Here is a 23,660-nt window from a genome sequence, read left to right on the forward strand (position 1 = left end):
GAAATAGCGCAGCTACGGCACTGAACAGTGCGGATCGGCGGCGGAGAGATCCATAAGGATGCGCTCGATCATCTCTTTGGAGGTGCCATAGGGGGTGGCGGGGCGACCCACCGGGGCGGTTTCGGGGATGGGGACATGGGCGTGATCACCATAGGCCGTGGCCGATGAGCTGAAGATCAGCCGCCGCACGCCAGCCCCCGCCATCGCGCGGGCCAGGGCGAGGGTCCCGCCGACGTTGTTATCGTAATAGGAAAGCGGCTGTTCAGTGCTCTCACCCACGGCCTTGAGACCGGCGAAGTGCATAACGGCATCCACCGGACCCCTGACATCGGCATCACCGCCGGCAAGCAGGGCCGCAAGGCGTTGCTCGTCACGAATATCCGCCTCGACCACGGTCAAAGGCCGACCGCTCAGTGCCTCGACCCGCTCGAGCGCCGTTGGCGAGCCGTTGACGAAGTTGTCCAGACCGATCACTTCGTGACCGGCGTCAAGGAGGGCCAGCGCGGCATGGGAGCCGATATAACCGGCCGCGCCGGTGACGAGGATTTTCATGGGAAGTAGTCTAGCAAAAGGGGGATCGTGCGCTCACGCTGAACGTATCGACGCTAAAAACGTTCACTCTCCCGCGCCCGACGCATGAACAAACCGAATTCCTCTTCAGCCATCGGCATCTGATCAGTCAACGCGCACAGCCTGTCGGCATTAATGGGCTGGCGTTCGACCTCGACGGGGACAAGTCGGACAACTGGCCGTCCGTGCCGAGTGATCGTCACCGACTCACCCCGTTCGGCACGATCCGCCAGCTCATGGAGATGTGCCCTGGCCTTGGAGAGCGTTATGGAACCGGCATCCATCGTCATGCACCGCTTGGTGACCAATGTTTCGTGCAAGGTAGTCGCTGTTGCCGCGCTCAGCAACGCATTGATGCGAATCGCATCCACAGCGAGGATGGTATGCGGTTCAACACCAGCGACACGTCACGGGGCATGAAATGATTGACGACTGCTGGGCCCGCATTGAGCAGGCCATCGCCGAGGCGTCGGGTCATGCACCCGCGTCCATGCAGCGCACACCGGTTGGTGGTGGCGATATCAATGCCGCCTATCGGCTGGAGGGGCCGACTGCACGCTGGTTCGTCAAGCTCAACCGCGCCGATCGGCTGTGGATGTTCGAGGCCGAAGCGGCGGGGCTCGCGGCCATGGCCTCGGCCGCTGAAGGTCCGCGCGTGCCGCGACCACTGACCACCGCCGTCGCGGGCAATCGCAGTTATGCGGCGATGGAGTGGATCGATCTGCATCCGCGCGGGGATAAAACGGCGCTAGGCCATGCGTTGGCGAACATGCACGCAGTGACGGCGGATCAATACGGCTGGGATCGCGACAACACCATCGGCGACACCCATCAGGTCAATCCCTGGGGGCGCGACTGGGTGGCGTTCTACCGCGAGCATCGACTGCGGTTTCAGCTCGACCTCGCACGTCGTAATGGCTTTGGCGGGCGGTTGCAGGACCGTGGCGAGGCGCTGGCGGAACGGTTAGGGGCGTTTTTCAGTGACTACACCCCGCTCCCCTCACTGCTGCATGGTGATCTCTGGTCGGGGAATGTCGCGTTTGACGGGACGGGCGCACCGGTGCTCTATGACCCGGCGGTGTACTTTGGTGATCGGGAGAGTGACTTGGCGATGTCCGAGCTCTTCGGCCGACTGCCGGCGGCGGCTTACTCGGCCTACGAGGCGGTGTGGCCGCTGGATGCGGGATATCCCGTCCGCCGCGAGCTCTATCAGCTCTACCACATCCTCAATCACGCGAATCTGTTCGGTGGGCCGTATGCCCGAGAAGCGGAGGGGATGATTGATCGATTGCTGGTGGCGGTTGAGTGAAGGGAGCGCTCGGCATTTAATCGGCGATAGCGGCGCGAGCGTGCTCAGTCAGCAGCTTCAGGCTATCGATCTGTCGCGTGGATGCTTAAGCATTATTAAGTAAACAATAATCGTATTTATGAATATTTCTATGTATCGATCAGTACACACTCGCCGTGTGCACGGGGTGGGAAATACGTGACAGGGGTCGCGACCGCCAGCATCATCCCTCGTAGTGCCCGCCGAGCGCATAGATGTAGATCGCGGTCTCATCAAAGCGGTAGATAATGCGATCCCGGGCAGAAAGCCGCCGCGACCAGAAGCCCGAAAGCCTGTGTCTCAGTGGCTCCGGCTTCCCCGTACCGATGGCAGGGTCATCACACCGAATGAGTTCACGAATCACGCGGCGTGTTGCCTCATGAAGTTTGCGATCGCGCCGGCGCATCTCCTCGTAGGCGTCCCAGGTTCGGCCCTCAAAAACCACCGCCCTCATTCAGCGTTAATTTCCTCAAACTCGTCGGCCGTCGGGCGGTAGCCCCCACGCTCGCCGTGTGTCCTGATCGACTCGGCGATCTGCTCCATCAAATGACTGTTTTGCAGGACGTAGAGCGTCTCCTGCTCTCGCTCCCAGTCCGCCGCGCTCATGACCACGAAATCCTCGCCCGAACGGCGGGTAACCCGCAGCGGTTCGTGCTCGCTCAGGCAGCGCTCAACAAAGGCTTTCAGATTGTCGCGAAACTGATTCACGCTCACTGTCGCCATCGTATTACTCCAATCTGTACGGTGTTTCGGTACAGAATAGAGAAGACGGACGACCGGGACAAGCACGACGTAACGCTGAAGGGACAGGGCGACGCATCACCAACCCGCTCTCGCCCCCACTACCGGCTTTGCTAGACTCCACGGCAGACTTTCCACGACTCGCTGCTCGAGGCGATTCCCGTCGATACGATCGAGGCTTGCCTGGAGCATCTCATCCAGAGCGAATCCGGACAGGACGAGGCGGGTTACCCCCGATCGCTCATGGAGCAGGCGCTGGTGCATCGCGAGGCGATCATGCCGCTGCTACTCATGGAGATCGAAGCCGCGGCTGCGGATCCGGCGCCCTGGATCGAGGGCGATAACGCGCCACTGCTATTCGCCCTGGTGCTGCTTGGCCACTGCCGGGTGCTGGAGGCGCATGACACGCTGCTGCGGCTCGCGGCCCTGCCGAATGATGACGCCGAAGCACTGCTGGACGATGCCACCACCGAGCTGCTGCCCGTGCACCTGTGGCAGACCAGTGGCGGTGAGACCGCCGGGCTTCGGTGGCTGCTGGACGATAAAACGCTGGCCCACGCCGACGAGCAAGCCGACTCACTGACATCAGCGAAAAGGACCTGGATCAAGTACTGGCAGAGGGGAGTTCTTCTGCCCTCGCCGCGGCCCGCGAGCGCGCCGCGCGGCGGTTTCCGGAATCCATTCACGGTTATCTCGTGTACTGGGCGGGTTTTCAGTCGCCGGCGGGGGTCTGGATCATCTGCCTAGCCTGTAAGAGCCGACAACGGCGATGTGGGGTTCTCGGGTAGGTTCATGCGTGGATTCCAGCTTCGTTATTAATCGGCGTGATTTTCGCGGCAGGAAGACTCTCCGCCTCGGCCGCCGGCCGCTCGAACCCGGCCACGCACTGCGTCAGGATCTGTTCCGCCCGCGAGACATCCTGCGCGCGGCTGGCGTCGTCGAGTTCGTCCAGACGCGCCACATCCCCGATGGTGTGGAATCGGTGGCCCAGATCGTGAGTATTCCGCATCCATCATCGAGAATGGTGCAAAGGCCTCAAAGCTCTCTTCGATCCTCGCTGTTCTTGCTGCACTCGATCTCGAGTTCAGGGTCGCTGAGCGCTCTAAGGGGCGAGCGCAGGATATTGAGGCGCTTTTCTAATCGCCGCTGCGGGCAACAGGCTGGCCAATCCGATGGCCGGCCAGTTTCCCAAAAGATGTGTTCAAGCCCCAATGCCGGTACATTACGCGCTGATCACCGACGACCGGACCCCATGAATTGACCACCGCCAGCGCATCCAACCCACCCACACCAACGCCACCGACGGCGCCCCTCACCCGCAGCGAGCAGTTCATCACCGCCGCGGTGTTCCTGTTCCCGGCGCTAGCACTCACCGTGCCGGATGGCTACTCCATCGGCGCGGTGGCGCTGCTCATCGCGGCGATCACCCACCTCGTCATCAATCGCCGCACCTGGGTGCAACACCCGCCCCTGCCAGGTGCCGTCAAGGCGGTGATCGCGTTCATGATCATCTACGCGCTCTTCTGGATGGGGGACGCGGCCCTGCGCGGCGAGGGCGTGCGCGAGTTCGACCGACCCAGCCGCTTTCTGCTCGCCGCGTTCTGCCTGAGCGTCTTCGCCCGGGCGCGCATCCGACAGGCCGCCTTGTGGTTGGGGCTGGCTGTGGGCGGCATCGGGACCGGTGGCCTCGCCGTTTGGCAGAAACTCATTGAGGGCCACTCGCGCGCGAGCGGCTTCGCGCAGACCATCCAGTTCGGCAACGCCGCCATGCTGATCGGGCTGATGTGCTTGGCCGGCCTGATCTGGGCGGTTAGCCAACCCACAACACGACGCGGTCGTGCGTTCGCGATAGTGATCCTCATCCTCGGCGGCATTGGCGGACTAACGGGCTCTTTTCTCTCGGGGAGCCGCGGCGCGTGGCTCGCCCTTGGCCCGGCACTGCTCCTTGGGGGCTGGGCCGCCACACAGCTTGGCTACACACGGCGCTATCTCGTCCTCGCCCCGATCGTACTGACAGCCCTGATCGCCACCGTCTACCTCCAGCCAGCCACCGGCGTGGCGCACCGCATCACCAGTGCCACACAGCAGTTGGAGCACTACATTGATGGCACTGACCGCACCACCAGCGTCGGCTACCGGCTTGATATGTGGAAAGGCGCCTGGCGGCTGTTCGAGTCAAAGCCACTGACCGGCTGGGGCGAGCGTGGCTACATCGAGAGAACGCGTGAGCTCGGCAGCTCGGGCTACATCGCGGCTGGCGCCGGGCGATTCACCCACGCCCACAACGAGTGGTTCAACACGCTCGCCAAAAAGGGCGTCATCGGCGGGGGGATTCTGCTGGGTCTCTACTTGACGCCAGCGGTGTGCTTTGTGCGATCACGCCGGCGCGCTTCTGCGTATGCCTCGCGATCAGTGAATACGCCCTCGCTCGCAATCGCCACTGCCGGGCTTTTATTCACGTTCGGCTTCCTCGCAACAGGACTCACCCAGGTGAACTTTAACCACAACATCGGTGCGATGACCTTCGCATTCACGATGGCGGTGCTGGTGGGCCTCTCGACGGGTGCAGCGCGGCAATCCACCACCAATGGCACGCCGAGGCGGAGACGACGGCGGATTTGGGCCAAACCTATCGACGGAAGGCGGTACAGCCGAAGAGCGAGACTGCCGCGTATCAAGGCTCGCCGTGATACCCAACGCCCACACCGAGGTGACGATGACGCCACACAACGGATCGTGACTGACCGGCCAGAGCAAAAACGCGCCAAGAACCGTCCACAGTAGCCCATATGCGGTGATGACTTGGACCAGCGGCCAGGCCTTAAAACGACCGGCGCGCGAAATCGATCGCGCCCATACTCCAGTCAAACCGACAAAGAATCCTAGCGCCGGCAACCCCCCTATAAGTAGCAATGATGCGTAAGCAGACCGCTCGGCCGGCAGAACCGCCTGGGTCCCCTGATCGGCCATAACCGATCGTCCAGTCCCCGCGAGAGGGTGCTGCGCCGACGCGCGGATCACTGATCGCCAGTCATCAAGTCTTGAGACAACGCCGGGATAGCGCGTCTGCGCCTCGGTGGTCGCGCCACCGAGAGAGAAGAACGTCGCCTGAACCGGTCCCCAGTACTGCTCATCAAGCGATACGCCCGGCGGCTTAAAGGTATTCGCGAGCAGGCTCCCAAGCAGCACGGTCATGACCGTTCCGCCCACAACGCTGATACGAAGCGCACGTTGCTCGGTCGATCGCGTGGCCACAATCGCCATGGCAAAAAGTCCAATCAATCCAGCCGCGACCGCCGATTGCAATGACAGGCCGAGCAGCAAAAGGAGTAGCGTCGTCACCCCAAGGACCGCGCTCGCCAGGCTCGCCCGTGCGCGCCAACGCCGGGTGTAGCTCGCAACCCCATAGGCACCGGCACCGACCAGCACCACGAGCATCAGCGCGATGAGCAAGCCTCCGGTCTCGACACTGCCCCAGTAATCGGCGGTTCGCACATACCCGGCCTCGAGCATCTTCCAGTCCGCGGCGTACGCCCAAGCGCTAATGAGCGACACCACGGCGAGTGAGAAAAGGAGCAAAGCATGATGCCGGTAGCGCGCGAGCCACCAACCAAGCGGCAGTGCGAACACACCGGTCATCCACATTGCCGGGAGCCAGGCACTCACCACTGCTTCAGGCCGTAGGAAAACAGCCAGGGTCATCCAACCCGCCATCAGCAAGGACAGCTTGGCAATGGCAAGTTCTCGCAACGCAAAGAAGATCGCCTTTCCTTGGGCGAGCGACGCCAATCCGACCAACGCGACTCCGACAATGACCGCCCAGCCAAGACCCGCCGGCAGACCCAGGGCAACGATGTACATCCCCACAAGCGCCATGCGATCGATCACCGGTAACCGGTCCGCATCCGATCGCGCCAACGACGCCCGCAGCCGCCGGAGCGCCTTCGTGGTGCGCCACGCGTAGCGCACGAAAAAATAGTGAGCACCGGCGACAAGCAAGAGGGCCAGCCCGAGCAGCACATCGGGGACGCCGATGAACGAGCCGGTCAGGCCAATCACGGCCATAACGAGCGTAAGGCCGCTGAAAATCATTGCCGTTTGCCCGGGCGAGAACCCGGCGCGCCCCAGAATATGGTGAAAATGATTGCGATCGGCGTGGAACGGACTCTGCCCGCGCAACAACCGCCGGATCATCAGATTGAGCGTGTCGATGACCGGCAACGCCAGCACCCAGGCAATGCCCACCGGCGCGATAGGGGTGGCCGGGCGCTGCGAGACATCGATCGCCACCCACACTATCGCAAACCCGAGCATCAGCGTACCTGCATCGCCGAGGAATACCGTCGCCCGCGAGCGCCAAGGCGTGCGTAAGTTGAACACCAGAAAACCCAGACAGGCGCCGCATAGCGCCACGGCAATCAGCAATGGCAAGGCTGCGTCCGCTATTCCTGCGACAACGCCCAGCGCAGCCAACATGACCACTGCCGTGCTCCCGGCAAGACCATCGACTCCATCGATCATGTTGAAGGCGTTCACAAAGCCAACGATGGCAACCACGGTGACCGGGGCGGCGAGCAGACCCAGCGCGATCGGTGCACCACCGGGCCATGTGCCGATGCCCTCGAGGGAGAGCCCCCCCGCAGACACTGCCACGACGGCTGCTATCGCCTGCACCCCGAACTTCGGGCGGCTGCCCAGACCGCGCTGATCATCGATCAGGCCGACGATGAGCAACGCCAAAAGCGCACCGACAAAAGGCGCGCCCGTCGTCACAAGGGGAAAAAAGTCTGGATCAGCGCCGCGCAATCCCAGAATGACCGGTAACGCGACCACCAGGGCGATGCCCATCCCCAGGCCGCCGACGACTGGCGTCGGCCGCTGGTGTTGCTTACGCCCACCCGGTCGATCCACCAGACCAAAGCGTTTTGCGTGCCGGCGCAGCACCCCGATTGAGACGGCTGCAACCACCAGCGCAACCATAAATCCAGCGATACCTGTTGAGAGCAATTGTTCCAAACCGACGTCCTGTCTGGTTGTTTCCCGTGCGGAGTGTATCCGATCGGTGCCTCTCCGGGTATCCATCACGACGGTAACTCACCGCATGCTGCCTGACCCCCCGCGTGATATTCGTTGATCAGCGTAGCGGCGATAGACTGTATGAACCTTAGTCAGGATAGCTTCCGCAATCAGCGCCGGGGCCTAAAACCACAATTGTTGCCGGCCAAGAGCTGGACGAATCGTCTTAGTTAACCGAATGCGAGGCCGTATTCACCCGACTTCTCTCGTACCAACGATCTGGCAATATCCGTTTAAAAAGGGACTGGACATAACAGTCAGCGCAGGTAAATAAAATGAATATCACCAAAAACGGGTAACGGTAACGCGCCGATGTACCATAGTTGAAGACCACCAGACCGTAAACCGACAGACTGAACCCGATAAACAGCATCCAGAAGACCAGCTTTTTGGGTACCCGCCGCCAGGCCGCTCGAACCAACAGCACCAACAGCCCGAAAATGACCAGATTCTCAGCCGACTGAACAATCTGTAACGCATTCGACGCTTCCCAAGGGAATGGCTTCAAGAGAAAGTAAACGCCGCTGGTGAGGCCCTCAACGACGAATTCAGTCGGCCCGTCGATAAGATTTAATTCGTCTCTATCACCTCCGTCCTCGGCGTATAATGCCGCTCGAAAGTAGTTGACTACCGGCAGCACAGCCGGCGAAAGGATGATCAATGCAGCAAGCCCTGCTAGTGCGGTGAGAACTCCACGGAAGAGCGTAACTCCGTGATGACGGATACCAAACAGCAGATAGATCACCAGAACCGGCGCAAGGATGAGGAAATTCTGGAACTTGATGGCGTACAGCGGCGCGAACACCGCCAGCATCGGCAGCCAACGCCCTTCCCGGGCGAACTGCACGGCCATCACCATGAACACGAGTATGAAGGTGTCGCGAAGGGACAACCCGGTATAAAGTGCCATGCTGGGATAGAGCAGGAAGAACCACATCGAGAACTTGGTGAAGACGCCCTTTTGATGCAGCCAGAAGAATAACACCACCCAGATGAGCGTATTGAAAAACCCCAGACTGATGGGGGAAAGTGCCATGGGCAGGGGAATCATCGCGAATAAGGCCGCGGCCTGCTCGACATTACCGCCGGCGACGAGCGCCTCGATCAAGGGCAACTCGCCCGCTCGGATGGCATTAAACTGCCGCCAGTAGCGGAACTGATCGCCAAGATACTCTGTAGGGAACAGGAATTCGTTTAAAAAGAAGGGGAGCAGGCAGTGCAGCAGCAGCACGACCTGCACGGCCGGCTCGATGTTGAATCGCCGCGAACCGATAATGACAAACAGCACACAGAGGAAAAAGTTGGGCAGGTCATAGAATCGCAGGCCCAGAAAACCCGACGACATCACCCAACTGAGGTCACCCAAGCTTTGACTGCCTGCTTGGCCGGAAGAAACTCAGCATAATGACAATCAACACCCCCAGGAGCGCGCCGCTCAGGGTCGCGACCATGGCGATCAGCTGTCGGTTGGGGAGGCTGGGTGATCGTGGCTCCACCGCCGGGTCGATGGTTTCAAACACATACTCGGGGTTGGCATTGGCCAGCATGATCTTGCGCGTCTCGGACTCGATCAACTGAAAGAACACCTGGCGCATGCCGGTAATGCTCGTCTCCTCGATCTTATCCTCAAGGTAGGCGACGCTGCGCTGGGCTTTTGCCAGATCCTTCTGACGCATGTGGTCGTTCAGCGCCGGCACCAGGTTCTGCACCACATCCTGGGCGAACGCCGGGGACAGCGACTGGAAGGACAGATTGAACATACCCGCGCCGGCTGACCGCATGCGCAACCCGCCCCGCAGACGGCCAACGGCGGTCCGATCGGCCGGTTCAAGGCTCTGCCCCTGGTCGTTCCTACGCCAGGTCCGATCCGCGGCATTGAATCGCTCGGCGTCGTACTCAAACCCATCGCCCGGCGTATACCCCGTCGTCGCAACCAGCTCGGGCGCGTAGTCATGCCGGTTGATGAACGCTGTCAGGAACGGGCCGCTTTTAAGTATCTCCTGCGCAATGGCCGTCGTTGACGCGCCGCCACCCCCCAGCTCTAGGCCCGCAAGACCCGCCAGGCCCTGGAGATTACCGCCCGATGAGTCACCTCCACCCGGTGCCACCAGCAGCGCTCGCGCCGTGTATAGATCCGGCTGCTGTTTGGCATAGAACATCCCGGCCACGGCGGCGATGACCGTCAGGCCGATGATGATCCACTTGCCGCGCCACAGATCGGCAAAGATCGCCTTCACATCGACGCGGTCATCAACCTCGTTCCGGCCGCCCGTATGGCCCTCTGGCGCGCTATCCATTCCGCTGCCCTTGATCAGTTGGAAAGACTTTTCACAGCGGCCGCCCCCAGTGACAGCTCATAGATGATCTGCGTGACGTCCTTCGCCAGCTCCAGCCCGCTCAGACGGGTCAGACTGAGCGGGACAACGATGGTGTCCCCCGGCGCCACCGGGTCACCGCCGCTGAACCACCGGCTGCGTTTGGGCACCGTCACGGCCCCATCGGCCTGGATGACATAGATACGCCCTGAATCAGCCTGCTGGGTGAGGCCGCCGCTGCGATTAATGTAATCGTCGATGGACAGGCTCGCGTCATATCGATGGCTGGTGGCGAACTGCACCTCGCCCATGATCGTGACCGCCTGCGATTTCTCGGGCACGCTGAGCACGTCGCCATCGCGCAGCAGCACATCCTGGCTTGCCTCGCCATCAAGAATCGCCGGCAGATCAATCACCAGCCGGCCCACCGCCTGAGCGCTGCCGATTTCCTCGAGGATCTGCGCGGCGGCCTGCCCATCCCCTGGCACCGTCGACTCCTCACCTGGCGCATCCGCCCTTGACAGCGCCAGACTGCGCCTCAGCCGCCGCTGGGCCTCGTCTAGGCGCTGTTGCTCACGCTCGCGCAGGGCCTCGCGCGAGAACACCGCGGCTTTGGGGAATGCGTACTCGGTCAAGCCACCCGCGCGCTCAATCACCTCCGCCAGTGTCTCGCCGCGAAGGATGGTATAGCTGCCCGGGAACTTGACTTCCCCCTCCAGCGTGACGGTATTCGTCACGTTAAAGTCGGATAACTGTTTGATATGGATCCGGTCGCGGGGCGCCAGGGCCAGGTCGCGCTGCTGGTTATCGGCCAGCTTGAACTCGACGAGCTCGCTCTCGGCACGCTCGCTGGTCAGCTCCTGACGGATCAACTCGGCACCCAACTGATAGGAGGCATTGGTCAGTCCGCCCGCATAACCGATGGCGTCCGCCACCGTGTCCCCGGGCTTGAACGGGTATGTTCCCGGGTATTGCACCGCCCCGCTCAACGACACCACCGGCGGCAGTTGCCCGGGCAGCAGGTCCTCGCTGAGGCCGTCAATGACGGGCTGGAGCAGCGCCTCGCGGTCTTCCGAGCCGCTGAAAAGTAGGACGGTGTCGCGCTCCTGCAACACCGGATCAGCCGATGAGCCGGGTCGGGAGATGACCTGACGGGGGGTGAACACTTGAAAGCTCACGTCGTAATCATCCCCGGTGCGGCTCACGATGACGCCATAACTCAGGTCCACGTCTTCCGCCAAGTGCTGGTTACGGCTGCTGATGAAATCAGACACCCGCATCCCTTCTTCCCAGCGATAGCGGCCCGCGATGGGCGAGGCGCCCTTGATTTCGATAACGCCATTCAGCCAGTCACGGATGCGTCCGACCTGAACTTCGTCGCCGGGCGCGAGGGTGAAGGACTCACCACCCCCAAGCGAGACATCAATCAAGGTCCGATTGCTTTCCGGCTGCAGGCGACTGATCTGGATCCTGTCCGGGTCCGCCCCCGGCCGCAGGCCGCCGGCAAGGGCCGTCAGCGCCTCCAGCGTGGCGCCGGGCTCCACCTCGTAAATCGCCGGCCGGGCCACCGCCCCGCTCAGCGTCACCCGGTCGCCGACCGGCGGGATAAACACCACATCACCGGCCTCCAACTGCGCGTCGCTCTCCAGCTCGCCATCGAGCAGCAGGTTATACAGATCCAGCGACGTCACCTCCCGACCATCTCGCAGCAGGCGGATATCGCGCAGTGTGCCGCCCATGCTGATGCCACCACTCACACTCAGCGCATGGCTGAGCGAGGAGAAGGCATTGACCGCATAGACGCCCGGGTTCCGGCTTTCACCGGTGACGAAGATATCGATAGTCCGCAGCTCACCCAGCGAGACATAGCTCTGCACGCCGATGAACCGGTCCGAGATCACGCCGTCCAGGTACTCGCGCAACTGCTCCAGCGTTTTCCCATGCACGCTGAGCGGTCCCACCTCAGGGAGCTCGATCATGCCGGACCGGTCGACGGTTACACTGATATCCAGATTCCGACGGCCGGTCAGCAGGATGTCCACCTGATCACCCGGGCCGATGCGGTATCCCTCGGGGACGGGCACATCCTGCGCGGGCGCGAACGAGCTGGGCTCCCCGGCAAACAGGTCGTAGCCGAACGGCATGAGCTCGTCGGTGCCGAGGGATGACGCCTCTTTCCATTCCTCGTACTCCTGCCTCAGCAGCTCGTCCAGCACCCCGGGCGGAGTCGGCATCGACTGTGCCTGCCCCGCGCCCCCCTCGGGTGACCCACCCTGCGAGGCGCCGCCGGCATTGCTCTCTGGCTGATTGGCCTGCTGATACTGCTGCATCAGCGGCTGCCTTTCATCGGCGGGAAGGGCGTCAAGCTGGCGCTGCTGCTCCGGGGTCAACTGCGCCTCGGCCGCCTGACCGCTCATAAGCGCCACCCCCAGCAGAAGGGCTACTAACCCGGTTCTAAGGCCAGAGGCCCCGTTAAGAAAACTGTTCATGAATAAACCGCGCAAACCCGCCATAAATGATGCTCAGAATCGATAACGCCAGCTCGCACCCACCGAGACGCGATCAGCGCTACCGCTGATGAGCTCGACCTGCTCACTGGTTCCCTGAAAATTCAGATCCAGCCACCCCCGGAAAAACTCCGTGCCATAGCCAAGCTCCACCATGGCAACGTCCTGCGCCTTCGTCGGCACACTGTACGCAATATCGGCGTCGGGGGTCTGCGTGCGGACATCGCCATCCTTGTTGAACTGCACGTAGCTCAGTTTGGCGTCCAGATTATCCCCGCCCGGGAGGAAGTTGTAGGCGCCCAGGGTCATCGCCTCCGCATCGCCACCAAACGAGGCGCCCAATGGTCGGCCGTAATAGCGATAGCCGCTTTTGTAGTTGAAGTGTTCGTAGGTGATGTTGGGATAACCGTCGCCGGACAGATCACCGGCAAAGGTATTGGCGTACTCGACGAACCATTGCTGGTCACTGTCGAGGAACTGCGTGGTCCAGTCGGCACCGAACAGCCACGACACGTTGGTCGGCGCCGGAATGTCCCCGGCCTCGTCTTCGCCGATCACCTGGGTGTAGACGCCGGCCGACTGATCCCCCACCCCAAACCCGTATCGCGCATCAACCCCGGCCACCTGATTGCCGGGATCGTTCTCGCCGCCATCTTGGGAGTTATCCCGCCCGATCAGCGAATCGAAAAAGGCAGAGGCACTGTCGGGTCGCCCTTCCCCGTTGAACATGATGGTCCGCGACAGCCCGATATCCAGGCCCTGGACCGGCCGCAGCGCCAGGCGCATTCCCAGCAGCTTGGGCTCAGAAACGGCGCGCTCCTTTTCCAGCTCGCCCGCCAAGACGGTGAACTGCCACGGGCCCACCCATTCAAGCCAGTCCGTCGACGGTGCCGTCGTGTTCCGCCGGTTCAGCCACACGGCCGGGACGGGGCGGGCGTTGTTGGAGAGGATCAGACTCGACTGCCAGCCGGGCCCCCACCAGCGATCCAGCGCCCCCGCGCCAATCACCCAGTTGCCCGCCGTCCCCGCCAGGTACGACCCATCGGCGCGGTAGTTCTTGCCATCGTCCGGATCAATGGCATAGGTGCCACTCAACCCCGCCGCCAGTCGCTGTCCCTGCCACTGGACCTGGGCAGTCGCCTGCTCGGAGGCCCGGGGCGCCCCCTGAAACCCGCGCACCGTTGTGGTCTCAGTCGTCCCCGACACCCCCACCTCAACCCGATAGCCGGCGCGCATCTGTTGGTCGCGCTCGAAGTTGAGGTAGGCCAACGAGCTGCCCACGGCATCGCGATCGGTGATCGCGTTGGCGGCGACGCCCTCCAAGTTGGCCCACATCAACGGCCAGGTCGTGGTGGGGCGGTCCAGGTGACCGCGATCGGCGAGTTTCTGCATCGCGGACCGTGCCCGTGGATCCCCCGGTTCCAGCCAAGGGGCGGCATTTGTCATGGGGATAGGGATCGCCAGCGCAAGCGACACCGCCCCGATCACCATCCATATGCGAGCGCATAACGTCATATTCCGGAGCATAACGGAGCGCACTTCCCTGTGCCATAGCTTGCCCTGCCAGATGGGTAGCCTCCAATGGCAAATCCGCCCGCTGAATCCGCAGTCAGCGCTCGACGAAGGGATTGCAGACATCGACCCCCGTCGGACGGAAGTGCCGCTCGTTGCGGGTAACGACGGTTAGGCCATGAGTCAGGGCGCTCGCCGCAATCAACAGATCCGCCCCACCATTTCCATGCGCGGCCGAGAGCTCACCCCAGCGCCTTGCCGTCGCGGTATCCACCGGCAGGATCCGATCAACATAAAGTGTGAGGACACGGTCCAGCCACTGACTCAATGCCTGGGCAAAGTCGGGGTTGCGCGTCTGCTGCTGGACAATACCCCGCTCGATTTCGCCAATGGTGACCACACTGAGGTAGAGATCAGCATCGCGTTGCTGCGACAGCCACGTCACCACACCCGGGTCACGATGACGCTTGCGCGTCTCCGAGAAAATCACGGTGTCCAGCAGGAACATTAGAGCTGAACATCCCGCGGTTGCAGCGCCAGACGCTCGAACTCCCCATCGTCCTGCGGCATGGCGAGCAACAGGCTCGCAAACCCGGGGGCTGACCCTTTCTCGATCGCCGTCAGCCGCTCGTACTCCTGCGCCGAAACCACCACGCTCACGCGCTCACCGCGTCGCGTGACCCACTGCGCTTCACCGCTCATCGATGCATCAACCACAGCGCTGAAGCGATTTTTCGCCTCGTAGAGCGACCAGGTTTTTTCCGCCATCACAGACCGTCCTTCGAATTGGCTAGATTTCCTATCTAGACTGAATAGAGTGGCGTTTGGTGTCAATTAACGACATCGACAGTGTCATCACTGGTTTGCGCGCACTGCACACGATTCCGATACATCGGCGCACCACATCCAACGTGTGGCCGATGCGTGTGCGCAGGCCGTGTGGGCCGAGCGTGTGCAAGGGCCGCGTGATAGGACTACCCTAGGGCGTAGCGCCGCAGCAGCAGCTCAGCGGCCAGCGCCTCGGTCAACGCTGCATCCATCTCCTCAACGGACACAGGCTTAACGCGACGCGTCACTTTACCGAAGAGCACCGAGGCAGGCTTTTTACCGCCCGTCTGAGCTGGTTGAATCACCATCGGCGCACAATCTTTACCGGCTCGCCGGGCGCAAGAGCAGGCTGCTGGTATCACTCATCGGGCAACACGACCTGACGTTTGGCTGACAGCGTAACTGTGGACATAGAAGGGCACCGGTTAATCCCACTTGACTGAAATACACAGCCTGATCACCCGCCTTGAGACAGCCACCGGTCAAATGAACCGGTCGCCATAAACCTCGATGCCCACCTGCCGAGTCGCGGCAGCCAGTTTCTGGTCGAAAGTCGCCATCAACGCACCACTGCGGATCGCGAGGTCGAGGTAACTGGCATCGTAAGCGCTCAGCCCGAAGCGCCGTCCCAGGGAAACAACCCCCTCCTGGCGAGCGGCGGGCGATGTCGAGTCGGTCTCGATGGGTAGCTGAGAAAGGCGTTGCAGATACGTGCTCACTTGGGTTTCAGTCACCACGCCGCGACGCTCGGCAACCAGCACGGCATTGGCCACTTCGACGTGCCACAACGCCGGCACCCTGACCGTTGCGGCCTCCAGTTCCTCAAGGAGATGGTCAGCGACCATTGCTTCGCGAGAGGTCTGGCGCCGAAATAGCCACGCCAGTGCCGCGGAGGCATCCAGCACGAGCATCACCGGCGGCCTTCGCTAATCCAATCCTGCAGCTCAGCATCTGGGACACCAACCACCTGGGGTAACGCTCGCATGGCGGCAACCGCCTCACGTCGTGCGACCTCATCACCGGTTGTAATTGGCACAAGGGCCGCCACCGGCACACCGCGCGAGGTAATGATGTATCGATGTCCGTCCTGAACTCCCCTGAGCAGCGCCGGGAGTTTTGTCTTTGCTTCGTAGGAACCAATTTCAGATGTCATGACGCGTCCTCATACCGTTTACCCAACCAGTCTATCGACTAGTCTATCCGTAATCATGCGATCATGGAGAGGATGTCCACCTTGATTTACTGGCTGAAGACATCAACACACGCACGGATGTGCCCGCTGCTTTGGAGAGAAGCCCGTCAGTCAGCGCTAGACCGACTGGTGGTTTGGGTAGGCGGTAGCGTGTTGACCGATTCGGCACGTAAGCGCTCAACCAACCAGACCTTGATAATAGATTGGCGCGTGACGCCGATCCGCGCCGGTTCACGATCGAGCGATTCTTGGAATCCGACGCTAACCCCCTGCCGGCTGATCCATCCAGCCGTTCGGGGGTTGCCCGGTTCGCGCTTCGCTAAGTGCCGAGGTGCAGACATCGGATCACGCTGCCTCACCCCGGGGTCGTCCACTCTCCACGCGCTTCACTTCCCCGCTTCCCCCGGGTAGTTGTTCGAGCGCAATGCGCTCGATGTTGACCGCGGCGTTGATGTCGCGATCATGCTCGGCCCCGCACTTGGGGCATTGCCACCGACGGGTGCTAAGCGGCATGGCGGCGCGCGCATGCCCGCACCCTGAGCACTGCCGGGTGCTCGGGGCGAAGCGGTCGATGGCCACCACCTGCCGCCCGGCCTATTCGGCCTTGTAGGCGAGTTGCCGGCGGAACTCGCCCCAGCCCGCGTCATACACCGACTTGGCAAGCCGTGTGCGGGCGAGGCCTTTCACCGATAGATCCTCAACGGCGATGACTTGGTTCTCGTCAACGAGCCGCCGGGTGAGTTGGTGCAGGTGATTGGCCCGGGTGTCGGCAACCCGTGCATGAAGGCGCGCCACCGAACGCCGAGTATGATGCCAGCGCCCTGAGCCGCGCCGCTTTCGTGACAGCCCACGCTGTGCGCGCCGCAGCCGCCGCTCTTTTGCCCGCAGGTGCCGAGGGTTCGCCAGTACCTCGCCGGTCGAGAGCACCGCGAGCGACTTGAGTCCCAGGTCGATGCCAACGCTATTGTTCGTCGGCGCGGGCCCCTTGGCTGGCGCCTCTACGACCATCGCGGTGACGAAATACCGCCCGGCGGCGTCACGCCGGATCGTCACCACCTTCGGCGCTTGCGCCGGGTGAGCACCATTGCGCCAGCGCATCGCCCCGAGCCCGGGGACGAAAACCTCCTCGTTCGCCCAACGCGAAAGCGCTCGATGCTGGCGCTGGTCGATCTGCACGCGCACCGACTGGGCGCTCGATCGCTTACGAAAGCGGGGGTAGCTCGACCGGCCTGAGAAGAAGTTGGTAAACGCCCGATCCTGATCGCGGAGCTTTTGGACGATGACCCCTGCCGGCACCTCGGTGAGCCAGTTGTAGCGTGTCGTCTTTTTGAGCGCCGTGATCGCGCGCGAGACATCAACGCCGCTCACCGACTCCCCGCGCCGGCGATAGGCTTTGCTCCGACGCTCCAGCGCATGATTCCACGCCCAGCGCGCCGTGCCGAACCAGCGGTTAATCACGGCGCGTTGATCGGCATTCGGATAGATCCGAATGCGATAACTGCGCTGGATTGTTGATGGCAAATCGGTCATTACAATCAAGCTACCCGGGAGCACCGTTGCCACAATTGTGACCCAACCCAGTCCGCGTCGGATCGGGATGAAATTGGCCGCTGCCCGCGCGCCTCGCGGCGAACCAACGCCTGCGATCGAAGCTGGGTTCGCTACCCGCTCCGCGATCACTCAAGGCAGCGGGGTCCTCGATATCCATATCTCGTCCAATGCGCTTGGATTCCTGATTGGCCCGCCGTGCGGTTTTAAGCTCAAGGTCATCGATGATGTCCTCTACACCCTCATCAAACCTTTTGTCGAAGTCTTCAGCTTTCATACGGCGCACTCCCACTCTTGCGCTATTGCCTCACCGAAGTGGTTCGGATCCTTGGGCACCAAAGCATGCATGGGTAAAAAGTTTACCTGTTCCCATCTTTACTTAAGTTGCTGCGTCGGATTAACCCCTGCCGAGGGAATGTCGTGTGACCGGAACCAATAGAGAAAGGACCGGCAACCATGACTGCCAGTCCTTTCTACACGAGACGATATTCGGACTGCTCAGACACTCCCGGCCCCACCATGGGCCACCACAGGTAAGCGAATGACTAGGCAGCGTCTACCCGCACGACCTCGCTGTGCGAATGAGGCTCTGGAATAGGATCACCGCCTTCTTTCATTCCATCCAAGTGAACCTCAATGGCTTCCTGGATCGACCCTAGGACTTCCTGGCGGGTTTCACCAACGGCCACACAGCCGGGGAGGTCTGGAACGTAGGCACCCCAGCTCTCAGGGCCTTCTTCTAGAATAACTACATACTGCATGGTTTCACCTAATTCTTCAGGCCTGCTTGCGTTCTCCGCTTTATCCGCACTGAGCGTTTAGCCTATCAAGCCTTGGCCGCACCCGCGGCATCGCCGCCAACAGCGTTTGGGACGAACGGCGCGTGGCGGCGGAACAGCAGCTCGCAGGAGCGGTGGCTGAGGAGTCCGGGGTATGTCCACTCATGGATCACTTCTCTGGAACCAGGTGCAGAACAATACCCCCCGGGGTCTTGCGATCCGGGACACAATTGAGCAAATCACCGCCGCAATGGGTCTCAGCAAAGTCGATGGCTTCGCGGAGTCTCGACCATTGGTCGGAACGACCAAGTCCTGCTTCGCGCAAAGCTATGACCCCCGGACGGACTTCGCCGTCCGATGTATATGGCGGCAACAGCATCGATGCCACACTCGGCCGCCCATTCGGCTAGTCGTGGCGACAGGTTCTCATCGATTAGCAGCTTCACTCGCAGTCCGTTGCAGTCTCAGATCTCTCTTAGGCCGGCCTGGCGGATCTCCCATACGCGAGCGGACTTCCGCATATCGAAGGGCCTCCTCGCTGAGCTGGGGATAGTCTTCGGCTATCTCGCTAACGGGTACGCCTGCACGGAACTGCTCGACGATCTGAGCAACCGGAATCCGTGTGCCCTTGAACACAGGAGCGCCCGAGCAGATTTGAGCATTACGCTCGACCAACATATCCCCACGCCGAATATCCCGTATGCACTCTCGAGCCGCCCGCACCATGCCCGAGAGCTCAAAGGTGGCGGAGACCTCGCCTGATCGCCTGAGGCTATGGCCGACTCGTACCCAATCAAACTTTAGCAATTGAACCACTTGCGGCTGCTTTCAATCCAGTCGCTCGTTCAACTTTGCGATCAGGTCCATCCGCTCGTGCAAAATGGCGAGGATAAGGGCGGGACCGCTATGCTGTGGCAAGCAAAAGACATAGTGATGGCCAGCCATTCGGACGCGAACGCCCGGATAGAGATCATCACGCTGCCGATAAATGCCCTCGCCTCTCGCAAGTTCCGATGCAGTCGTTTCAATCTGCTGGAGATAACGAATGCGTTGCGCCTCACCCCATGCGCTGTCGGTGTACCTAGCGATGGCCAGGAGATCAGCTTCGGCGTTTCGCCATGGTACGATATCTACCATGCATCGCTTCCAAGCCTTCAAATTTGAACTGCGCCCGAATGGCGAACAGCGGCAGCAGATGCGCCAGTTTGCCGGCTCGTGCCGGTTCGTATTCAATCGGGCGCTGGCGTTGCAGAAAGCACGGTATGCGGCTGGGGAAAACAAACTTGGCTATGTCGATTGTGCGAAAGCGCTAACGGTCTGGAAACAATCCCCCGAGACGGCATGGCTCGCCAAGGCACCTGCCCAGACCCTTCAGCAGGCACTCAAGGATCTGGAACGCGCCTACGCCAACTTCTTCGCCAAGCGGTCAGGCTTTCCCCGTTTCAGGAAACGAGGCCGGAAAGATACCTTCCGCTTTCCGCAGGGCGTCAAGCTCGATGAGGGCAATAGTCGGATCTTTTTGCCCAAGCTCGGCTGGATGCGCTACCGCAACAGCCGTCGGGTGTTAGGTAAGGTGAAAAACGTCACCGTGTCCATAGCGGCCGGCAGGTGGTTTGTCAGCATCCAGACCGAGCGCGAGGTCGAGCCGCCCCGCCATCCGGCGCGCAGCGTCGTCGGATTGGACCGAGGCGTAGCGAACCTCGCCACCCTCTCCACCGGCGAGACCATTGCCCCGGCCAATGCCCTGAGAAAGCGCCAGCGACAATTGGCCCGCGCCCAGCGGGCGATGAGCCGCAAGCAGCGGTTCTCCCGTAACTGGACCAAGGCCAAGGCCCGGGTCGAGAAACTTCATACCCGGATCGGCAATACCCGACGCGACTCCTTGCATAAAACCACCACTGCTTTGAGCAAAAACCACGCGGCGGTGGTGGTCGAGGACCTGCAGGTACGGAATATGTCCAAGTCGGCGTCGGGGACGGTCGAACAACCGGGGAGAAACGTCCGCGCCAAGGCGGGGCTCAATCGCGCCATCCTCGATCAGGGATGGCATGAGTTCCGCCGCCAGCTTGAATACAAGCAGTCATGGCGCGGTGGGATGGTGGTGGCGGTGCCGCCGCAGCACACCAGCCAACAATGCTCGGTGTGTGGGCATGTGGCGGCGGCCAACCGCCCCACCCAATCCCGATTCGAATCTGTTGCCTGCGGCCACACGGCCCATGCCGATGTGAACGCCGCTTGCAACATCCTAGCGGCAGGGCATGCCGTCATGGCCTGTGGAGGGGATGTAAGTCCGGACCGGCACCTAGGTGACGATCCGGCCGCCCCGATGAAGCAGGAACCCGCCGAGGCGACTTTACCCGCGGCAGCGGTTGAAGCGCGGTAGGAATCCTCGTCCTTTAGGGCGAGGAGGATGTCAATTGCCCGAAGACTGAGCAGCGCGTTCCGCAATCTCCATCACGCTACCATCGGCCAACTCACCCCGCTGCGCCTGTGCAACACGCTCAGCCAGCAGCGCTTTAATCGGCTCCAGCGCCTCAGGACCGGAACTGTCCACTGAGAAAAGTCGCTCCAGCGTGAACTGCTTGATCGTCTTTCCCTCAAGGGCAGCCATCGCTTTGAGGGCTTGGTGTTCCTGATTCGTCATATCAATCCTCAAGGAGACCATAGGGCTCCCCAATCGATCGCCACTGAAAAAGGTACCACAAATGTAGGTTTGTGTGCGGGCTCAGAGCGCTGACTTCGGAGGTCACGCCGCCCGCCTCGCCCGCACCCGCGCCATCATCCCCTCGAACGCCGCCCCGTCGCCCCCCACAGCGTTGGGGACGAACGGCGCGTAGCGGCGGAACAGCAGCTCGCCGGAGCTGTGCCCAAGTAGCCGGGAGATAAAAATCGGGTTCTCCCCAGCGGCGAGATGCAGGACGGCTGCGGTGTGCCGAGTCTCGTAGACCCGCCGCGGCCGCAGGCCGAGGGCCTTTAGCGTCGGATGCCAGACCCGGCGCGAGACCTTGGAGGGATCAAGCGCCCGGCCATCCTCGTCCGGGAATACATACTCATCGGGGTCACGACCGGCGATATGCGCGGCGAGCGCCTCGGCCAAGGCCAATGACACTGCCACGTCGCGCCGGGCGGTGGCCCGTTTGAGGCTCGTCTGCATGCCATCCACCACCGCCTCGCGAATGCGCAGCCGAGCACGCTCGACATCGACGTGTTTCACCTTCAGCCCGTTGATCTCGCCGGTGCGAAGCCCGGTGTGGAAGCGCACCTCGAAGTAAAGCCGAAAGGCCGGGTCGACGGCATCCAGAAAGGCCCAGACCTCCTCGGCGGTCAGGGGCTGGACGTCCGGGCGCTCCTCGCGAAGGGTCCGAACATGCCGCATCGGGTTATTGATCCCAAGCTCACGCTCGGCGAACTGCAGGATCCCGGAGAGCGGCGACATGATGGTATTGATTCGGGTGTTGCTGATCGCCCGGGTGCCATCGGTCTCCGTCTCGGCGGCGAGCGACTCCCTAAAAGCGAGAATCGCGCGCTCGTCGATCTGGCGCACCGGTTGCTCACCAAACGCCGGGATTGGGTAGCGCTCGATCACCTGCTCGATGCGCTTTGCGTAACTCGGCTTCCACCCCTCCCGGTGCAGCGCCCACCACTGCCGGGCGTAGCGGGTGAAGCTGCTCGCCGGCTCACGCGGATCCCGGTCATGAATCCAGCGCATCGCCTCATCCTTCTTGAGGCTTTCGGGAAACCACGCCCCGTAGTCGAACGTCCCGGTCTCGAGCTCGGCGTTGATGCGCTTGACGTTCCGGCGGATCACCCGGCGGTTTTCCGGGGTATTCCGCAGGCCCGTGCCCTCGCGAAACCGCCGGCCGTGGAGGAAGAGGTCGTACTGGAGGATGCCGTTGGGTCTTACAACAAATGTCGCCATCTTCGCCGCCCCCTCAGTCTTCCACCGACGCTTCGACCGCCCCGAGCCGGACCATGCCAGCGGTCGTGATCCCCACGAGGGCAAGCATCGCCACCTCGGATATCAGGGACTCACCCATTTCATAGACCATCACATAGCCAAGCGCGTTAATCAGGGACAGGAACAAAAGCCGCATGCGGTAACGATCACCCGTGGCGGCGATTCGCTCGCGGTCGACCCGCCACCGGCCTTCGGTGGTCAGCGCCAGCGGATAAAAGGCATCGACGATGACCGCGAGCCCATCGGTGATCCGGTGGACGAGGCCGCAGCGCAACGAGCGGTGCGATGATCGGCGAGATCCGCCCGCGGCGGTCGACCTGTCTCCGCCGCGTCGTTCAAGCGAATCTGCTATCGAGCGCATGGCACTCGCGCTCCCTGAGCCCACCAATCGTCTCTTGCTACCCGGGCCGCGATCGATCCAGCGGGGCGCGTTCTCGAAGCCGTGGCGCAGCAAGAGCTCCCAAGGGCGGATTTTGAACGCCCTCCGTGTGATACCCATCTCCGAGAACGGGCAGACATCATAGACGGCATCCCACCACTCGGGGGTGGCGGGCTCGACGCGATTTGGCCGCTCACCGGCTTCGATCGTATCGAGCACATCGAGCAGATCGAGCCCGCGCAGGATGGCGAGGGGCGATTCTATGAAAAGCTCCCATGGGAGCGCGAGATCTTCGAGGCCGCAGGCGTTATAAACGACAATCCAATCGGCTTGGCTATTGCGCCGGTACATCATGGTGAATGTGTCCTTCTGTTGCTGACATTCACCCCATGGATATCACATTATCTCCGCACGCAAAGGGGGGGCATGAGCTCTCTTTAGGGACCAAGAAAGTGGCCAGACGAGCTGATAACACGAGTCCCTCATGCCCCCGTGATTACTCACTCGATTTGTCTCGTCGCGAGCCAATCGTAACGCGTGCGTTGCTGCGAGGTGCGCTGGTTCTTTTTAACGGCATAGGCCGGGTATTTCAAATTCTCGCGACGACCAAAATCGATCTAGATGCCAACACATTTGGACGATTGAGCTGAGCAGCCAGATCTCCCCGACGGACTCCACCCTGGAGGTCACACCGCGAGTCATACCCTGGGTATCACCGGGTTACACCCTTGGTCCCACCAAGGCGGTGGCCGCGTTTTGGGCGACCGAACTATCCGGCTTATCGGACCCCCGACGTTCACACTCTATCGGACGTTGAGGATGCGCTAGAGCAAAAGCCGATGAGGCGGTGGAAAAGAATATCGGCACCTCACTGATCAGATTACCTCGACCCCAAAAGCTGCGTCCTCTATGCGCGATTGATCAAGCG

Annotated in this window: 27 protein-coding genes and 1 pseudogene; 4 read left to right on the forward strand and 24 right to left on the reverse strand. The window is 61.9% G+C overall.

Features of this window, described 5'->3' with window-relative positions; genetic code table 11:
- Positions 1 to 12: 12 nt before the first annotated feature.
- Together BA899_RS01075 and BA899_RS01080 are read right to left on the reverse strand one after the other, a co-directional pair.
- Complete coding sequence (locus BA899_RS01075; protein WP_159299466.1) at positions 13 to 552, reverse strand: SDR family NAD(P)-dependent oxidoreductase; 540 nt, start codon at positions 550 to 552, stop codon at positions 13 to 15.
- A gap of 53 nt (positions 553 to 605) precedes the next feature.
- The gene (locus BA899_RS01080) at positions 606 to 941 is read right to left on the reverse strand and encodes a type II toxin-antitoxin system Phd/YefM family antitoxin (RefSeq protein ID WP_200833022.1); all 336 of its coding nucleotides are present in this window, start codon (positions 939 to 941) and stop codon (positions 606 to 608) included.
- Between the two features lie 50 nt (positions 942 to 991).
- Between BA899_RS01080 and BA899_RS01085 the strand changes: the two genes are divergently transcribed.
- A complete protein-coding gene (locus BA899_RS01085; RefSeq protein ID WP_159299467.1) occupies positions 992 to 1,879 on the forward strand; it encodes a fructosamine kinase family protein in 888 nt (295 codons plus the stop codon).
- 202 nt (positions 1,880 to 2,081) lie between these two features.
- Here the strand turns inward: BA899_RS01085 and BA899_RS01090 are convergent, their stop codons facing one another.
- Positions 2,082 to 2,351 (reverse strand): Txe/YoeB family addiction module toxin, encoded by a 270-nt coding sequence (locus tag BA899_RS01090; protein WP_159299468.1) that lies wholly within the window; start codon positions 2,349 to 2,351, stop codon positions 2,082 to 2,084.
- Positions 2,348 to 2,620, reverse strand: coding sequence for a type II toxin-antitoxin system Phd/YefM family antitoxin (locus tag BA899_RS01095; protein WP_159299469.1), 273 nt, complete (start codon positions 2,618 to 2,620; stop codon positions 2,348 to 2,350). Before BA899_RS01095 ends, BA899_RS01090 begins: the two co-directional genes overlap by 4 nt.
- A gap of 213 nt (positions 2,621 to 2,833) precedes the next feature.
- Between BA899_RS01095 and BA899_RS01100 the strand changes: the two genes are divergently transcribed.
- Positions 2,834 to 3,385 carry a DUF1186 domain-containing protein gene (locus BA899_RS01100; protein WP_255425089.1) on the forward strand — a complete coding sequence of 184 codons (552 nt, stop codon included), beginning with the start codon at positions 2,834 to 2,836 and terminating at the stop codon, positions 3,383 to 3,385.
- A 43-nt stretch (positions 3,386 to 3,428) separates the two neighbouring features.
- Here BA899_RS01100 and BA899_RS01105 read toward each other — a convergent pair whose 3' ends face one another.
- A complete protein-coding gene (locus BA899_RS01105) occupies positions 3,429 to 3,647 on the reverse strand; it encodes a hypothetical protein (RefSeq protein WP_159299471.1) in 219 nt (72 codons plus the stop codon).
- Between the two features lie 248 nt (positions 3,648 to 3,895).
- Between BA899_RS01105 and BA899_RS10080 the strand changes: the two genes are divergently transcribed.
- Entirely contained in the window at positions 3,896 to 5,422 is a 1,527-nt protein-coding gene (locus BA899_RS10080) for an O-antigen ligase family protein (RefSeq protein ID WP_159299472.1), read from the forward strand.
- 1,503 nt (positions 5,423 to 6,925) lie between these two features.
- Here the strand turns inward: BA899_RS10080 and BA899_RS10085 are convergent.
- The 16 genes and pseudogenes from BA899_RS10085 to BA899_RS01195 all read right to left on the reverse strand — a co-directional run.
- Positions 6,926 to 7,720 (reverse strand): annotated as a pseudogene (locus tag BA899_RS10085) (glycosyltransferase family 4 protein); the annotation flags it as partial.
- 160 nt (positions 7,721 to 7,880) lie between these two features.
- Positions 7,881 to 9,080 (reverse strand): hypothetical protein, encoded by a 1,200-nt coding sequence (locus tag BA899_RS01120; RefSeq protein WP_200833023.1) that lies wholly within the window; start codon positions 9,078 to 9,080, stop codon positions 7,881 to 7,883.
- Positions 9,073 to 10,011, reverse strand: a complete 939-nt coding sequence (locus BA899_RS01125; RefSeq protein ID WP_159299474.1) for a Wzz/FepE/Etk N-terminal domain-containing protein — start codon at positions 10,009 to 10,011, stop codon at positions 9,073 to 9,075. Before BA899_RS01125 ends, BA899_RS01120 begins: the two co-directional genes overlap by 8 nt.
- 14 nt (positions 10,012 to 10,025) lie before the next feature.
- Positions 10,026 to 12,446 carry an SLBB domain-containing protein gene (locus tag BA899_RS01130; protein WP_159299475.1) on the reverse strand — a complete coding sequence of 807 codons (2,421 nt, stop codon included), beginning with the start codon at positions 12,444 to 12,446 and terminating at the stop codon, positions 10,026 to 10,028.
- Positions 12,447 to 12,551: 105 nt separating this feature from the next.
- Positions 12,552 to 13,928 (reverse strand): capsule assembly Wzi family protein, encoded by a 1,377-nt coding sequence (locus BA899_RS01135; protein WP_200833024.1) that lies wholly within the window; start codon positions 13,926 to 13,928, stop codon positions 12,552 to 12,554.
- Positions 13,929 to 14,145: 217 nt separating this feature from the next.
- Positions 14,146 to 14,556: a type II toxin-antitoxin system VapC family toxin gene (locus BA899_RS01140; RefSeq protein WP_159299477.1), complete on the reverse strand. Its 411-nt coding sequence runs from the start codon at positions 14,554 to 14,556 to the stop codon at positions 14,146 to 14,148.
- On the reverse strand, positions 14,556 to 14,816 hold the full coding sequence (locus BA899_RS01145) for a type II toxin-antitoxin system prevent-host-death family antitoxin (protein ID WP_159299478.1): 261 nt from the start codon (positions 14,814 to 14,816) through the stop codon (positions 14,556 to 14,558). The genes BA899_RS01140 and BA899_RS01145 overlap by 1 nt, the downstream gene beginning before the upstream one ends.
- A 206-nt stretch (positions 14,817 to 15,022) precedes the next feature.
- Positions 15,023 to 15,184 carry a hypothetical protein gene (locus tag BA899_RS01150; RefSeq protein ID WP_159299479.1) on the reverse strand — a complete coding sequence of 54 codons (162 nt, stop codon included), beginning with the start codon at positions 15,182 to 15,184 and terminating at the stop codon, positions 15,023 to 15,025.
- Between the two features lie 174 nt (positions 15,185 to 15,358).
- The gene (locus BA899_RS01155) at positions 15,359 to 15,787 is read right to left on the reverse strand and encodes a type II toxin-antitoxin system VapC family toxin (RefSeq protein WP_159299508.1); all 429 of its coding nucleotides are present in this window, start codon (positions 15,785 to 15,787) and stop codon (positions 15,359 to 15,361) included.
- The gene (locus BA899_RS01160) at positions 15,787 to 16,029 is read right to left on the reverse strand and encodes a type II toxin-antitoxin system Phd/YefM family antitoxin (RefSeq protein ID WP_159299480.1); all 243 of its coding nucleotides are present in this window, start codon (positions 16,027 to 16,029) and stop codon (positions 15,787 to 15,789) included. The genes BA899_RS01155 and BA899_RS01160 overlap by 1 nt, the downstream gene beginning before the upstream one ends.
- A 384-nt stretch (positions 16,030 to 16,413) precedes the next feature.
- Positions 16,414 to 16,650, reverse strand: a complete 237-nt coding sequence (locus BA899_RS10090; RefSeq protein WP_370456293.1) for a zinc ribbon domain-containing protein — start codon at positions 16,648 to 16,650, stop codon at positions 16,414 to 16,416.
- 12 nt (positions 16,651 to 16,662) lie between these two features.
- Positions 16,663 to 17,598 carry an RNA-guided endonuclease TnpB family protein gene (locus tag BA899_RS01175; RefSeq protein ID WP_159299483.1) on the reverse strand — a complete coding sequence of 312 codons (936 nt, stop codon included), beginning with the start codon at positions 17,596 to 17,598 and terminating at the stop codon, positions 16,663 to 16,665.
- A 10-nt stretch (positions 17,599 to 17,608) separates the two neighbouring features.
- Entirely contained in the window at positions 17,609 to 17,893 is a 285-nt protein-coding gene (locus BA899_RS01180) for a hypothetical protein (RefSeq protein ID WP_159299484.1), read from the reverse strand.
- A gap of 268 nt (positions 17,894 to 18,161) precedes the next feature.
- Complete coding sequence (locus tag BA899_RS01185; protein WP_159299485.1) at positions 18,162 to 18,377, reverse strand: type II toxin-antitoxin system HicB family antitoxin; 216 nt, start codon at positions 18,375 to 18,377, stop codon at positions 18,162 to 18,164.
- Between the two features lie 444 nt (positions 18,378 to 18,821).
- On the reverse strand, positions 18,822 to 19,121 hold the full coding sequence (locus BA899_RS10095; protein ID WP_370456295.1) for a DUF433 domain-containing protein: 300 nt from the start codon (positions 19,119 to 19,121) through the stop codon (positions 18,822 to 18,824).
- Between the two features lie 102 nt (positions 19,122 to 19,223).
- Positions 19,224 to 19,532 (reverse strand): type II toxin-antitoxin system RelE/ParE family toxin, encoded by a 309-nt coding sequence (locus BA899_RS01195; RefSeq protein WP_159299487.1) that lies wholly within the window; start codon positions 19,530 to 19,532, stop codon positions 19,224 to 19,226.
- Between BA899_RS01195 and BA899_RS01200 the strand changes: the two genes are divergently transcribed.
- Complete coding sequence (locus BA899_RS01200) at positions 19,531 to 20,778, forward strand: RNA-guided endonuclease TnpB family protein (protein ID WP_159299488.1); 1,248 nt, start codon at positions 19,531 to 19,533, stop codon at positions 20,776 to 20,778. The genes BA899_RS01195 and BA899_RS01200 overlap by 2 nt on opposite strands.
- Before the next feature lie 30 nt (positions 20,779 to 20,808).
- Here the strand turns inward: BA899_RS01200 and BA899_RS01205 are convergent, their stop codons facing one another.
- From BA899_RS01205 to BA899_RS01215, 3 genes are all read right to left on the reverse strand, one after another.
- Complete coding sequence (locus BA899_RS01205) at positions 20,809 to 21,039, reverse strand: antitoxin (RefSeq protein WP_235013274.1); 231 nt, start codon at positions 21,037 to 21,039, stop codon at positions 20,809 to 20,811.
- A 102-nt stretch (positions 21,040 to 21,141) separates the two neighbouring features.
- Complete coding sequence (locus BA899_RS01210; protein WP_159299490.1) at positions 21,142 to 22,314, reverse strand: site-specific integrase; 1,173 nt, start codon at positions 22,312 to 22,314, stop codon at positions 21,142 to 21,144.
- A 13-nt stretch (positions 22,315 to 22,327) separates the two neighbouring features.
- Entirely contained in the window at positions 22,328 to 23,086 is a 759-nt protein-coding gene (locus BA899_RS01215) for a hypothetical protein (protein ID WP_159299491.1), read from the reverse strand.
- Positions 23,087 to 23,660: the final 574 nt, after the last annotated feature.

This window comes from Spiribacter sp. SSL99 (assembly GCF_009805925.1).
Taxonomy (GTDB): Bacteria; Pseudomonadota; Gammaproteobacteria; order Nitrococcales; family Nitrococcaceae; genus Spiribacter; species Spiribacter roseus.